The 14,056-nt window shown below is 49.7% G+C and carries 10 protein-coding genes and 1 tRNA gene; 6 read left to right on the top strand and 5 right to left on the bottom strand.

Features of this window, described 5'->3' with window-relative positions; genetic code table 11:
- Positions 1 to 1,319 precede the first annotated feature (1,319 nt).
- From B9Y59_RS13740 to B9Y59_RS13730, 3 genes are all read right to left on the bottom strand, one after another.
- On the bottom strand, positions 1,320 to 3,944 hold the full coding sequence (locus tag B9Y59_RS13740) for a DEAD/DEAH box helicase (protein ID WP_085534155.1): 2,625 nt from the start codon (positions 3,942 to 3,944) through the stop codon (positions 1,320 to 1,322).
- Between the two features lie 14 nt (positions 3,945 to 3,958).
- Entirely contained in the window at positions 3,959 to 5,554 is a 1,596-nt protein-coding gene (locus B9Y59_RS13735; RefSeq protein ID WP_085534153.1) for a site-specific DNA-methyltransferase, read from the bottom strand.
- A 239-nt stretch (positions 5,555 to 5,793) separates the two neighbouring features.
- Positions 5,794 to 5,882: transfer RNA gene (locus B9Y59_RS13730), tRNA-Ser, on the bottom strand.
- Between the two features lie 268 nt (positions 5,883 to 6,150).
- Here B9Y59_RS13730 and B9Y59_RS13725 point away from each other — a divergent pair.
- Positions 6,151 to 6,597 carry a cell wall hydrolase gene (locus B9Y59_RS13725; protein ID WP_054324981.1) on the top strand — a complete coding sequence of 149 codons (447 nt, stop codon included), beginning with the start codon at positions 6,151 to 6,153 and terminating at the stop codon, positions 6,595 to 6,597.
- Positions 6,598 to 6,628: 31 nt separating this feature from the next.
- On the top strand, positions 6,629 to 7,249 hold the full coding sequence (locus B9Y59_RS16035) for a hypothetical protein (protein ID WP_175055214.1): 621 nt from the start codon (positions 6,629 to 6,631) through the stop codon (positions 7,247 to 7,249).
- A gap of 116 nt (positions 7,250 to 7,365) precedes the next feature.
- Here the strand turns inward: B9Y59_RS16035 and B9Y59_RS13715 are convergent, their stop codons facing one another.
- Positions 7,366 to 8,187, bottom strand: coding sequence for a LolA-like protein (locus B9Y59_RS13715; protein ID WP_085534150.1), 822 nt, complete (start codon positions 8,185 to 8,187; stop codon positions 7,366 to 7,368).
- A 254-nt stretch (positions 8,188 to 8,441) separates the two neighbouring features.
- On the opposite strand from B9Y59_RS13715, the gene B9Y59_RS13710 reads away from it, so the two are divergent.
- Both B9Y59_RS13710 and B9Y59_RS13705 read left to right on the top strand, forming a co-directional pair.
- A complete protein-coding gene (locus tag B9Y59_RS13710) occupies positions 8,442 to 9,701 on the top strand; it encodes an ATP-binding protein (protein WP_242967326.1) in 1,260 nt (419 codons plus the stop codon).
- Between the two features lie 26 nt (positions 9,702 to 9,727).
- Positions 9,728 to 10,981: a peptidoglycan-binding protein gene (locus tag B9Y59_RS13705; protein WP_054324983.1), complete on the top strand. Its 1,254-nt coding sequence runs from the start codon at positions 9,728 to 9,730 to the stop codon at positions 10,979 to 10,981.
- 248 nt (positions 10,982 to 11,229) lie between these two features.
- Here B9Y59_RS13705 and B9Y59_RS13700 read toward each other — a convergent pair whose 3' ends face one another.
- A complete protein-coding gene (locus tag B9Y59_RS13700) occupies positions 11,230 to 12,108 on the bottom strand; it encodes a C40 family peptidase (RefSeq protein WP_158089044.1) in 879 nt (292 codons plus the stop codon).
- A gap of 434 nt (positions 12,109 to 12,542) precedes the next feature.
- Between B9Y59_RS13700 and B9Y59_RS13695 the strand changes: the two genes are divergently transcribed.
- On the top strand, positions 12,543 to 13,652 hold the full coding sequence (locus B9Y59_RS13695; protein WP_054324985.1) for a galactose ABC transporter substrate-binding protein: 1,110 nt from the start codon (positions 12,543 to 12,545) through the stop codon (positions 13,650 to 13,652).
- Positions 13,653 to 13,772: 120 nt separating this feature from the next.
- Positions 13,773 to 14,056 (top strand): ATP-binding cassette domain-containing protein (locus B9Y59_RS13690; protein ID WP_143255390.1); only part of this gene is annotated, 284 nt, incomplete at its 3' end.

Below are 14,056 nucleotides of genomic sequence, written 5' to 3'. Positions count from 1 at the left end.
GGGGATTCGCTTTTGATGCATTTGCACATACCGCCCTTCCCGACTGTGATTTCTTAAACATACGCTGATGAATCTATATGAAAACAACCGCGGCTTGGGGAGGGATTCCCCAGCGCTATTGTTAAATGGATCGATCCACAATGTCCATTCCTCATTTTTATTCCGTTTTTAAAGATAGTCATGTCGGATACTACGAATCCAACAGGGTGGTTGACATTCCAGTTTCCTGCTATTACGTGGGGATCGAACATGTTCTTACCATCCTTTTTATATGGGTGTTTTTCCGCCTGTGAACGGATACGGTCCTGTTTGCAGCATGTATGGGCAAAATTATGAGAAAGCATCCAATTGCATCAAATACGCCTTGTGCCAACATGTGATGTCCGTGAGAAGGGTGCTCCTTGTGTTGTTCTTCCATTAACCTTGGTAGCAGAAGCCTATGATGCTCATATGTATTCGGTTTATCCTTCGGGTTCTCCACTTGCCATAACCAGCTGGATGGACAGACATCCATTTGCAAAGAGATGAAACCAGGTATTTGGTTCTTAATCTTTCTACGCTTTCGAACCCTTGCCCTATCCGATAACGTGTTTGCTTACACCAGCCCCTTTCGCTTGCAATCCTTTTTTACCGTTCCTTTTCAACTCCCAATTTGACGGCTATGAGCCCTAGTCGCTCTATTATAAGATCTTCACTGGGATGTAAAGCAGCGAAAGGATTTCCTGGACGTCCCTTATGCTCAAATGAGGATTTACCTTCTATGAACTTTTCACTCAGCAGCAAACCACGTTGCAATCTGCGTTATCCCTCTTCTCCAATGGTTTCACCGAAACATGTTCCCCCATATGCCTATGGACAATTTCCGCTCTCTCTTCTGGCGTCCATACGCTTTTATCCTATCCTTTTTTCACTGTATCCGGCTCTCTTATGAATCGTTTATTCCGAAATGAGGGAGATATCCTGGGAGTCCAGTCCCCCTTTATCTACAGATTCATGCGACGGACGGTTTCCCGTCTATAAAAAGAACTCTATCCCCGACAAATTGCCGGGGATAGAGTTCTTTGTTATCAAACGTTCTTGTGAAGAAGGTCGCCCGAGCATTGTGCTTTCAAACGCTCCTTTTCCTCGAGAACATTCGGGTGGGGACTTTCCAAAGCTGGTACTCTCCTTCCTTCGGGGCGACGGACACCTTTTGTGGTTCTTCTTTTGTTTCCTTGTCTTTGGGAAAGGAAGAAGATTTAAAACACATGAATACAGCAAGACGCATGAAAAAGCCGTAGTGATTCCATGTTTAAAGCCTGAGGTTCGATCTCGTGTCATTACATACCTTTGACAATTTCCATAAAACGCTCCATAGAATACGCCCCCGGATAGTCCGGTTGTTTGGTCTCAAACACCATGTAATACTTATACTGTTTTCCGGCCAACTTCGCCCATTGATCGCCAATCTTGGCTTTTTCTTTGGACTCGTCGTTGTCCAGATGATCGCCCTTGGTTTCCACCATCAGCACCTTCCCACTGTGGAGCATTACAATGATGTCAGGGTAAGCATGAATAGGGCCGTTGATCTGGAATCCCAATCTGGAAATATTGCGATGCCACCACTTGACGTTGTTCAACTCAGATAGGCTCCACACCACTCTAAACTCATACTCGTTCATTTCTTCTTCGGCGGTGTAGAGTGATTTCGGCGTCATCGAGGTAAAGGCAGTGGGAGAGATCACCCCTGGCAGCGCATAGTTGGGCAAGCAGGATATTTTATCCTGTTCCAACCAGGTATCAAATACGCAGAAGCGATGTTGGGCAATCAACTCTTTTACTTTCCCCTGAATCTTCACGACATAGGGGTACGGAGACTGCTCCAGCTCAGAAAGTTGATCTTCGTTCAAGGTACCAATCACACGATCGATGTACTCGTTCAGTTCCCGGTCGTTGACACAGTTCATCTTGGACAGTTTCTGCTTGATAATGCCCTTACACAGAGAAAGCCGTTTTTCGGAGGGCTGAGTGCTGAACCACTCCCGAAAGAACGCACTGTCGCCACCAGACAGCCGCCACGCCTTTGCAGTGCTGTCCTTACTGTTGTCCACATCCACCCGTGCCATTTCAGCATTGACGGTGGTGAAATCCACATGGGCGTCTTTATCCCGCAGAGAAAACCCGCCCTCCAAATGTTCCAGCTCCAGTGTTTCGTGAGATTCAGAAAACAGGCTGGGAATGGTCTCCAGCATAAACTGAGGGAACCGTAAGGTAGAGGCTTCTTCTGCAAATTCTTCATTCATTCGGAATTGATTCATTTTGTCGCGCACCTCCAGGGGAGCCTGACTCAAAGCAGTATTATCTGCCTGGTTGATCTCATCCTCATATATTTTATTCTGTTGCAGCGCCTGTGCCAGCATGGGATCGGACTGCACAGCTCCTTCTTGGACGGATTGCTCTGCCTCCTGCGTCGCCGCATCAAGACGCGCTTTTAAATCGGTACTGTCTACCTCCGGCAGATCCGGTTCGTCAGAGGGAAGCGGAACAATGGGAAGTTGTTCCGCTTCCGGGCTCGGCGCTGCTGCAACCGGAACGTCCACATCCTGCGCCCGGTAATCGCGGTTGCTGAAACCGGCGCTGTTTAACCCGGTCACGACCTTTTCCAGCGTCTGGTGGAAGTCCGCGGAAGAGGTAATGACATAGGAGAGATTCAGCACTTCGCTGCTGTTCTTTTGCGCGTAAGGTAGGCGGAGCACCCGGCCCAAAATCTGTTCCACATCCACGGTGGAAGTGCGGTTTGCCACCGTGGCCAGCACATAGGCAAAGGGACAGTCCCATCCTTCTTTTAGGGCGTTGACGGTGATAATGTACCGGATAGGACAGTTCGGGGACAGCAAGTCGATGTTCTTCAGCTCGTCCTTATCGCCGGTCTTGATGGCAATTTCCTGCTCGGGGATACCGCCGTCCACCAGCGTTTTTTTGATCTTTTCATATGTCGTGCTATCCGCATGATTGCGGGGTTGTGCCTGAAATAGAACGATAGGGCGGATATAGCGTCCGCTTGTCTTCTGCTCCTGCTTTGCCTGTGCCTCCAGTTTGGCGCGAATAGCGATGGCATCCCCATACACATCGGCCTGAGACTTGCGGTTATAGACGATGACCGGCAGCTTGACCATGTTGGCTTTTTTCAGCCGTGCGGCGTCAACAAAAGAGATAACATTGCTTTTCTTCTTAGGCGTAGCGGTCAAGTCAAATACAAAGCTGGGATTGAAGTTTTGCAACATTTCCACACTCAAATCCGAAGTGGCATGGTGGCTCTCGTCCACAATGACCACCGGGTTCAGATAACGGATCACCTGGATCAATGCCGTCTCGTCGGTATCGGCCAGCAGAACCGACGGATCGTCCATCCACTTTGCAAACTCGGCCAGATAACCGTTCTGCTGATAGGCTTTACGGCCGTCCTTTTTGCTCGTGCGGAAAGAATCATAGCTGAGAATAAACACAGAAAGCTGCTCCATAATGGCGGAAGGGGTAAAATTTTGCCCCAGGAGGGCCTGTTCCTTGGAGTAAACTTGGACCCGCCCGCCAAAATCTACATCCAGTCGCTGACGATAGGGATGATCAGGGTTTTCCAACGCCTTACGGGTCTGTGCTAGAATGGCTTCGGAGGGCACCAACCACACCGCGGCCTTGGCCCGGCGTTGGGGCATGGCGTCAAAAATCGTGCGCAGAGAACTGGCGGCGATGTAGGTCTTGCCACCGCCGGTAGGCGCCTTGGCGCATACATGGGGCACGCCGGGAAGCACGTTCACATAATCCGGCATACCACCAAGGCCCACCACAACATTCTTTTCGTTCCAGAAAGTCTGGTACGCCTTTGCCGGACTTTGCAGCTTTACCACTAGCTCCAGATAATGTGCAAGATCGGCAATAACCTCTTTCTGATAAGATTTCAGTTCCATTTCTGTACGCTCCTTTACAGCCGTGCAATATCCCGAGGGATTTTCTTAAATAGGATGTTATGGTTGCGCAGTGTTTCCAGAGGGATAGCGCATAGATCGGCATAAATGATATAGCCTTCGGCTTTAGTCTGAATTGTAGACAAAAAGGCGTAGTCCAACGTGGTGACGCTTTCCCGCTCGTAATAGAAGTAATAGGCGGTGTTGCGGCACAGTCCCATGAAGTATGGCTCGTCCTTCGGCTGTCCGGCGGGCAGGGGCCCTTTGGTCTCCATATAGTAGACATATTCCCGGATTTCCTGCGCGCCCACTTCTTCGTTGAGGTTGCCGTCCGGCAGCAAAAGCACAGGCCCAAGCTCGTAATAGCTGAACTGACCGCCGGTGCCCTCCACGGCCTTTTTATCTCCATACCCATCAATTACCCGCTTGACTCGCTCGGCGGTGATGCTGTCGGCGTAGTCCATCATTTCCACCAGAATAAATTTGCGGTGGCCGCCGTCGGCCCTGTTCATGTTCAGCACAGCATGGGCGGTGGTCCCGGAACCGGCAAAGGAGTCGAGAATGATGGAATCTGGGGTGGATGCAATTTGTAAGATACGCTCAATCAGACGTGTGGGTTTTGGCGTGTCAAATCTGGTTATTCCTAGTTTTCTTAACTCCATAGAAGCCCCTTGTGTATGATTCACGTCATCATAATGCCAAAGTGTACGATTAACTACACCTTGATGCCCAAATAAGAATTTTTTAAATCTCGGATATTTTGCTTTCCCATCTACACCCCAGTAAAGCAAATTATTTTTGATATGTTCTTCATATTGTTCCTTTGAATACGCCCATACGGCTGTTTCTTTTGGCCAAACTTCTTGTCCTGTATTAGGATTTAGGATAGGGTAATACAAACTTGGCCTTTCCTCTTTAGATTTATTGCAGGTATATGTAGCTGAATTCCAGCAGCCACGAGGATCATTATCTGGGTTTTGATAGTTCCTTAATTGCTTTTCCGTTAAGGGCAAACGTGATGGTCTCCAAATCGCTTTGTTCTTTGCAAAAACAAGAATATATTCAATATCATTGCTAAAATATTTTGCGTCATTTGAAGGGGAAGCTTTCTTAAACCACGAAATGTAATCCACAAAGTTTACATTCCCAAATATTTCATTGCAAAGAAGATGCAGGGAAGATAGCTCCGTGCTATCAATGCTAATAAAAATAGCTCCGTCCTCTGCCAACAGCTTTTGCAGCAGCTTCAAGCGGGGGTACATCATACACAGCCATTTGTCATGGCGGGAGAGGTCCTCTCCCTCTTTGCCTACCACTTCGCCCAACCACTTTTTGATCTTGGGGTCGTTGACGTTGTCGTTGTATACCCAGCCCTCGTTGCCGGTGTTGTAGGGTGGATCAATGTAGATGCACTTTACCTTGCCCTCGTACCGAGGCAGCAGGGCCTTTAACGCCTCCAAATTATCGCCGTGGATAATCATGTTTTCACTGCCGTTGTCCTCGGCGTGCTGTCCAACTTCATCGTAGCTGTACTGGCGTTCCAGTACCCGGTACGGCACTTCCTGGTGGTGATTCACCACTTTTTCTTTTCCGATCCATTCCAGTGTTGGCATTATCTTTCCTCCGCAGATAGGGTATCTGTTCAACCTGCTCGTGCATCTTTTGGGCAGCATTCCCAAAGGCTGTTTCCCAAGGAGAGAACCTGTTTTGCCGTTTCCGGCCCTCTTGATGACTGTTTCGGACAGCGCGTTCCGGTATACTGTCTGGGTGTTCTCTTAATCCGCACTTGCCCTTCTGTAATCTTATAGAAACCAAAAGCCCCGGACGCGACTTGCGCGCCGGGGCTTCCGACTGGCGGAAGCGGTGGGATTCGAACCCACGAGACGTTGCCGTCTACCTGATTTCGAGTCAGGCCCGTTATGACCACTTCGATACGCTTCCATATAATCATTTTTCTATATGCCTTATAAACCATCTTACAAACAACTTTGAGTCCAATAGGCCAGAAAAGACGCCCGAATCTTAATGGCTTCTATTTCAGGCGAACATCTACATTTTAAAGAAGTGTGCGGGAAAAGTCAAGCAGTTTTACAGGATTCTTGCTGTTCAGACAAAATATTCCGAGCATAAAGAATGAAAAGCAGTACCACGACATGGAAGAAAGGCATATGATGCTTTGAGACAATTTCTAAAAAATCAGGTGATGAGTATGGCTTATACCGAGCGAGAACTCCTGGCGCGGTTGATCCAATGTGAGGCGGGCGGGGAAGGGGAGGACGGTATGCGCGCAGTGGCATCCGTCATCATGAACCGTGCGACAGTCCCCTATGGAGAGTTTTTCCGAATCAGCCAGGGCGGGAATGTACGCAATATTATTGAACAACCCGGACAGTTTGTCTGTATGCGGGAGACCGTAAATGGAAACTACAATCAACAGAATGTATGGAATATGGATCCACAAGAAATTCATTATGAAATAGCGGATTGGGCATTGGCGGGGAATACCTTGGGGGCTGTGGGAGAAAGTTTATTTTTCTTTAATCCCTACAGTTCGCAATGTCCCACTTATTTTCCGCCAGGTGGCATTGGCGTTGCATTCAATCGAATCAATGACCACTGCTTTTACACGCCTACACAAAAGTATGCAACCACTTGAATCTATGACGAAATAGGAGGGTATGTTTTATATGGATACTGGAACATTCGCTCAAAATCAAGGGATGTCCAGCGCGACCACACCTTGTGTGGGGCCGGGTTGCGGAAGTTCCGCACCGGATGTCTCTTCCTTTACCAATTACCGGGCAAATCCAAACTTGCCAACTCTGGAAGAAATCGCTTCTTATAATGTGATGAATGCATATCAGAGGCAATTACAGAGGGAACAACTACAAAATACAGATAATAGCCCACTGCGGGACTATGCTGTGGAAAACCAACATGTCGGTACACCGTGGCCGCCATTGTCAGACCGCTGGGAGAGCCGTAACAACATTGCGCAGGGAGCGCCCACAGATAGCAGTGCCATTGCTCAGAGCGGCGCAACTGGCGGCTCATTGGCGCCGATTACTCCTACGACGCAACCGCCTTCCATACCAGCGGAAAGCTTACAATATATGAATGGCTTTTTGCGTACGCAGATTGGCCGGCCAGTACAGGTTGAATTTCTGGTGGGGACCAATAATATGGTTACTCGTTCCGGAATCCTTTTGGCGGTAGGTGCAAACTTTATTCTCATTAATGAGGCTGAGACGGACGACATCCTGGCATGCGATTTTTACAACATCAAGTTTATTCGGTTTTACTACTAATTTATCCCTCTATAAAAGGCGGTGCGGAACACTCCACACCGCCTTTTATAATACGGATACCGTGCGAAAGAAGTACCCTTGTAGGTTTCCGATACGATGAAAAGAAAAAGCCATGATTATCCCGCGGCTTCTACCGTTTGCGCTGAAGCTGCCTCAGGCGGAAGCTCTACAGCGGAAGCGTCATTGCAATGCGTAAGGCTCCCTTCTATGGTACACCTGGACACGGAAACCTTTACACTGTCGCCACTGATTTTATTAAATACAGTATTGAGCGCTTCTGTAGTATCCAATTCCATGCGAACAGGAAGCCCGGTTTCCTGTTCCAGATAACAATAGCCATAAACCGCCGGTACACTGTCCAAAAGCTCCTGCACCAATGTTTGAGACCCATCCCCCATTCCACTGGCAGATACAGTAGCCTCAATGGAACTCCGAAGAATTTCTGCCGGAAAAGTCACCTCTAATTTGTAGGTTGCCACACCGTCCACTTCTTCCTCCCGAACCAGGTGCGGTTCAGCAGCCTGCTTCAACAACCGCAGACACTCGATCTGTTCCAGAGGGGTGGTGTTCAGATTTTCAGCAGGAGTGCGGAGCCATCCATCCTCAGATTCAGCGTAAAACCAGCAAGCGCTGTCCTCGGCCACTGTATACGTTACAATTGGCGCACCAGTCCCCGCATCCTGCGTACTTTTTAAACGAAATGGATCGGCAAAATATATGGAGGAAACCTCGGAATGAAAAGTTTGTTTTGTACCGCCCACAGAAAACTCCAGGTCGCTTGAAAAGCGGCTTTCACAACTTTCAAGGGCATTTGCCTGCGACATAGCCTCCCGAAAGAGGACGTCTGGGTCAAGTTGCCCCTTGGAGGAACAGGCCGTACATAAAAGAGCAAAACAGAGAATCAGAGCGGCTATGCCTCGAATCCAATTTCTTTTCATGATTGACTTCCTTTCGAAACACTGGAAAGAGGAGAAATCGCTTTCTAAACCGATTTACCACCATAGTAGCAAACAATTTGTAAATTCGCAAGACAAATCGTGTCGTGAACTTGACATAAAACCCTTTGAAGGGTATCATGTATTGTATATAACTATGGGGTTTTAATCGGGAAGCTTCCGCGTAGTAGGGGAGATTGCCCAGAACAGGAACGGCCATAGAGGCCGAACGGTGTTTGGATAGAAAAGGGGTTTTTTTGTTGTCGAATCGAGTCAAAGAAGTGGCCATGGAGATGGCTTCTCTTTCTGTTTATAAAGGGATTTTAAATCGGACGGTTCCAAAGGCGTTTTACCGGCTGCTGTGGGAGGCGGAAGGCGGTTCCTTGGAATCGTTTCTAAATGCGTGGGGCGATTTTTTTGCTGTATTGTGTATGCGTGGGTACAGTGAAAACCTTGCAGGATGCATCACGGGGACCGCTTTGTTTGATGAGAACGCCTTTTCTTTGGCCGCCGCCGCGGGAACTGCCGTACTTCCGGAAGGAATGCGCTGTGCAGTGAAGCGAGATTTGGCTGTGATCCGGAAGGCGGCGACTCTCACACCCAAAGAGATCCGGGAGAGTTGTGCATTTGCAAAGGAGATTGCGGGGATGCAGCTCCCCGAATGGAATATAGGCGAACCTGTTGCAGTGCTCGATGGCGAACTCGACCATTGCATTACGAAAATGGCAGCGTACTATCGCTCCAATGGATGCGGAATGTATGCGCGCTACCGTGCCTTTATTTGGCGAGACCACCGCATCCAGCCTGTGGCTTATCCGGACAAGCAGCGCCTGGCCGATCTCAAGGGATATGAGATCCAGCGCAAATTGGCGATTGATAATACATTGGCCTTTTTGCAAGGGCTTCCTGCAAACAACTGCCTGTTGTATGGGGATCGCGGTACGGGGAAATCTTCCACGGTCAAGGCGATGCTCAACGAATTCTATCCGCAGGGATTGCGTGTAATTGAAATTCCCAAGGAAGCGTTGATGGATTTCCCAGCGTTGGTGGACCAAATTGCATCGGTTCCGCTAAAATTTATCATCTTTATTGATGATCTATCCTTTTCCCAGCAAGACGACACCTATGCCGCATTGAAAGCTGTGTTAGAGGGCGGTTTGGCTGCACGGCCGCAAAACGCGCTTATTTATGCGACTTCCAATCGCCGCCATCTGTTGCGGGAAAGTTTTTCCGATCGGGAAGGGGACGAAATCCACCTGGGTGATACCATCCAGGAGAGCATGTCGCTGGCAGACCGCTTTGGATTGTCCATCCAATTTTCTCTCCCGGATAAAGTGCATTTCTTGGAGATTGTGGAGCTTTTGGCACGCCAGCGCGAGCTGGACGAATACCTCCCAGAGATCAGGGCGGGGGCGGAACGCTGGGCGATCGCCCGCAGTGGCCGTTCACCGCGCTGCGCAAAACAATATATCGACGACGCGGAAGCGCGCATCCGGCGTGGACAGCCGCTCGATTGACACAGGACGGAAGGGAGACAAGTCTTATGTTGAAAAGATCATTTGCAGCGCTGTTGGGCGTGTTATTGATGATTGGGGCTTGCTTGGGCTGTGGACCACAAGGGGACATCAGTTCTGGCGTAGCAGAGAGGGACTTTCCAGTTACCGTCAATGAAGTGACCATTCAAGACGAGCCGAAGGGCGTTGTGGTGCTTTCACCCAATCTGGCAGAGGTGATTCTAGCGCTCGGCTATGAGATGCAGCTCTGTGGAAAGGGCGCGGCATGTACGCAGGAAGATCTCTCGGTACTTCCGGACATGACGATGGATGACCCACAGTCCATACTAGGGGTTGGGGCGGATTTGGTACTCACGGAGCAATCTCCGACCGAAGAGCAAAAGAAAGGGCTGAACGATGCAGGAGTAGATGTTGTCACCATCGCGCCAGCAGCGAGCCGCGAAGACTTTACCCGCCTGTATCGGGAGGTTGGCGCTTCTATTATGGGCGGCGTGAAAGGATATGAGCGGGGAGAAAAGATTGCCGAGGGGATTTTCAGTACCATCGACGACATCAGCCGCCAGATTCCCCAGACGGATACGCCGGTTTCCGTCTGTTATCTTTATGATGTGGAAGGCGGCGTAGTGACAGGCGATACCCTCGAGGGCAAGTTGATCGAATGCGCTGGGCTGATCAATGCAGCTTCCGATGGAGTGGATAACCACATGGAAGTGGACACCCTATTGATGGTTCAACCACAGTACATCTTCTGTCCTACGGGGCTCAAGGAGACTCTGGCGCAGACGGACAAATACAAGAACCTGACAGCAGTACAGGAAGGACGCGTCTATGAAATGGACCCCGCTTTGATGCAATGGCAGGGCAATGGGGTGATTTCGGCCGTCAGTTTTATGGCGGGGACCGTGTACCCATCCCTGGCGGAGGGAACCACGTCTTTGGCGCCGGAGGATGGCCAAAGTCAAGCGCCTACGGGCGGGAACCCGGACATGAATGTTGGTGATGTCAGTTCTGCTCCTGCACAGCCGGAGGGGGATTCCCTGAAGCTGGGAGATGAAGGGGATGCAGTCAAGAATCTTCAGCTGCGTTTGGCGGAGTTGGGATACCTTTTTGTGCAGCCCACAGGCCTGTATGGAGAGGGGACGCAGCAGTCGATTATGGACTTTCAGTATGTCAATCAATTGAAAATCACTGGAGTTGCAGATGAAGAAACAGTCAACCGCCTGTTTGCTGCGGATGCACAGCCACGTCCCGAAGGAAACCTGATCTATTCCGCAGACGAATAAGAATTTGGTGAAATAACGAAACAAGCCCACCTAAAATGACCAATGTTCTATGCAAAATCGCTTGCCTTTTTCATTGAAATATCTTATACTATATACCAGCGTAACAAACCCAGAGCTTTGAGAGATCTCAAAATGTGAGAATTCCGAGCGAGTAGGAAGGATGTCTGGGTAAAATGCCATCGAAATGTTGATGGCCGCTTTTATGAATTTGCTTTCGTGTTTTTCCTCAATATATTGAATAAGAATCGTTATTCAACGCGGCGCTTCCGGCCAGGGGCTTTTCCTCTCCCCTGGCCGGAAAATTTTTGCCCAAATAGGCTGCCTACAGCGAGCAATTTGCGCGGGAGGTCGGCGCGGTACTCAGGAGAGCGGGGGTTCAGGCTGTTAATTACCACTCCATGGCACCCGTTTCCGGCTGTCGAGTGGATATACCGTCCGCCTCCTATTAACATAGCGACATGCCCGGGGAAGAAGAGCAGGTCTCCTGGTCCAGCACAGCGGAAGGGGATCTGTTCGATTGCATAGCCGGGTTCGATGCGCGCGTCACGGAAAATGTAGACGCCATTCAGCGCGTAGGCCATAAAGCAAAGGCCGGAACAGTCGATTCCCATGGGGGTCATCCCACCCCACCGATAGGGGGTTCCTAAATAGGATTTTGCAGAGCGAACCACGTCGCAGCGAAATTGCGGTGCTTTTCGGGCGCCAATGCCGTGAAACGGCTTAGCAAGGGACGAAGCGGGAAGAAATCCGGGCGTGCCGTTTGGAAGGAATACTTTTTGCCATTTGTCGGTAGCAGAGGCTTCTTCCCATCGCAGGCGTGCCCCGCGCGGCAACGTACAAAGGGTAGAAGCCTGTACCGACGGTTCATGTTGGAGATCTGCAAAGGACGCGCAGACAACGGCCTTGGATGCGGACCGCCACTGTTCTGGGGAGGAAAGCGGAAACAGCGTGTTTTCTAGGACCCATCCCTCATAATAATAGGCGGTTCGTACCCGCCGGTAGGCGCCGGAACTCTCTAGAATCTCAACTTCTGTGCCACAAAGAGCTTCGTCTACCCGTACGGCGCCTTCTTTTGGCGCATTCCAAAGGGGTGCGACTGCGGCCTGGACGCATGCAAAATCTCCCATATTGTCCGCCTCCTTTTCAACAAAGATTTCTATGCGGCTATTAGGCGGTTTATGCATGCTGAAAGAAAAATCCTTATAGAAAGGATCGCTTTGTTGTGAAATTTTTCGGGAAAGGAAGGTTGTCCCTGTATCTTGTGTTTTCTATGCATGCCATCCCCAATTTACGACAGATTTTAGGCATGTTCCCCTAATTTCAAGAAGCTATTTTGTCCTTTTTCACAAAGGCGGTCATTGTTTGGCAAAAACAATCGAGCAAAAGAGCGAAGATATTTCATACAAGACCGAAGAATTTTATATAGATTTTTTGAATAGGGACAGCTATACTTACTAATAGTAAATCGCAATTGAACTCGCATTTGTGCAAATACACAAAGCGCAGATTCATTGCAAAACCGAAAGAAGATTTTTCAAAGAAAGTAGGAGGATTTTCAGGTATGAAAAAGGTATTAGCATTTATGCTGGCAGCCATGATGATGGCTTCCGTAGCGGTTGGCTGCGGCAATGATAGCAACACTTCTTCGACAGAGTCCACTGGCACAGACAGCACTGCGTCCACGGACAACAACGAAGAGCCTTCCGAAGCAGGCACAGACGCTTCTGACGTAAGCATCGGCTCCTGCGTTTACAAGTTTGACGATACGTTCATGACCGGCGTTCGTAACACCATGACTGCTCGTGCAGAAGAGCTGGGTGCGAAGATCGACATCGTGGACTCCCAGAACAAGCAGCCCACCCAGAACGAACAGGTTGATACCTTCATCACAAAGGGCGTCAATGCTCTGATCGTTAACCCGGTTGATCTGACCGCTGCTGGCCCGATCATCACCAAGGCGAAGGACGCAGATCTGCCGATCGTTCTGCAGAACCGCCAGCCGTCCGAGGAAGACATGAATTCCTATGACAAGGCATGGTATGTTGGCTGCCGTGCAGAGCAGTCCGGTACAATGTCCGGCGAGATCATCGCTGATTACTTCACCGCTCATCCGGAAGCTGATAAGAATGGCGACGGCAAGGTCCAGTATGTCATGATTCAGGGCGAGCCTGGCCACCAGGATGCTACCCTCCGTTCCGAGTATGCTCCGAAGGCAATCGAAGAGGCTGGATTCGGCGTTGAGCAGCTGGCTGCTGACACCGCTATGTGGGATAAGGTTAAGGCTACCGACTTGATGGCAGCATTTATCTCCTCTCAGGGCATTGACAAGATCGAAGCTGTTCTGTGCAACAACGACGACATGGCTCTGGGCGCAATCGAAGCTCTGAAGGCAGAAGGCTACAACTCCGGCGACGAGTCCAAGTATATTCCGGTTGTTGGCGTTGACGCAACGGCTCCGGCTCTGGAAGCTATGAAGGACGGCTCCTTGCTCGGTACAGTTCTGAACGATTCCACCAGCCAGGGCAATGCTAGCGTGAACATCGCTGTTGCAGCTGCTCAGGGTAAGGAAATCACCGAAGAGAACATTGGCTATCCGGTTACCGACGACAAGTATGTTTGGGTTGACTATGTAAAGGTCACACAGGACAACTATCAGGATTACATGTCCTAATTAGCGCGAACGCAGTACACTTTCTTTTGATTTCTTAAAGAAAAGCTTGTTCTACGGGGAACGCGAAAGCGAGCGCTTTCCGTTCCCCGCTTAATTTTAGCAAGAAGGAGGATTGATCGTATGGGAGAATATGTGCTGGAAATGAACAACATCACGAAGGTATTCCCAGGCGTAAAAGCGCTGGACGGAGTAACCTTGAAAGTGCGGCCCGGCAGCGTGCACGCTCTGATGGGCGAGAACGGTGCAGGAAAATCGACACTGATGAAGTGTTTGTTCGGCATCTACCATGAAGATGGCGGCGAAATCATCCTGGATGGAAAGAAACGGGTCATCAATACGTCGAAACAGGCGTTGGACCTGGGAATCTCGATGATCCACCAGGAGCTGCACCCAATCCGGTTCCG

The sequence above is a fragment of the Anaeromassilibacillus sp. Marseille-P3371 genome (genome assembly GCF_900169665.1).
GTDB lineage: Bacteria > Bacillota > Clostridia > Oscillospirales > Acutalibacteraceae > Anaeromassilibacillus.
This window is presented reverse-complemented; position numbering and strand designations above follow the sequence as displayed.

Bases quoted from the DNA above. Each gene is read 5' to 3' on its own strand.
- B9Y59_RS13740 (WP_085534155.1), bottom strand. From the start codon at position 3,944: ATGGAACTGAAATCTTATCAGAAAGAGGTTATTGCCGATCTTGCACAT.
- B9Y59_RS13735 (WP_085534153.1), bottom strand. From the start codon at position 5,554: ATGCCAACACTGGAATGGATCGGAAAAGAAAAAGTGGTGAATCACCAC.
- B9Y59_RS13725 (WP_054324981.1), top strand. From the start codon at position 6,151: ATGGCTTATACCGAGCGAGAACTCCTGGCGCGGTTGATCCAATGTGAG.
- B9Y59_RS16035 (WP_175055214.1), top strand. From the start codon at position 6,629: ATGGATACTGGAACATTCGCTCAAAATCAAGGGATGTCCAGCGCGACC.
- B9Y59_RS13715 (WP_085534150.1), bottom strand. From the start codon at position 8,187: ATGAAAAGAAATTGGATTCGAGGCATAGCCGCTCTGATTCTCTGTTTT.
- B9Y59_RS13705 (WP_054324983.1), top strand. From the start codon at position 9,728: ATGTTGAAAAGATCATTTGCAGCGCTGTTGGGCGTGTTATTGATGATT.
- B9Y59_RS13700 (WP_158089044.1), bottom strand. From the start codon at position 12,108: ATGGGAGATTTTGCATGCGTCCAGGCCGCAGTCGCACCCCTTTGGAAT.
- B9Y59_RS13695 (WP_054324985.1), top strand. From the start codon at position 12,543: ATGAAAAAGGTATTAGCATTTATGCTGGCAGCCATGATGATGGCTTCC.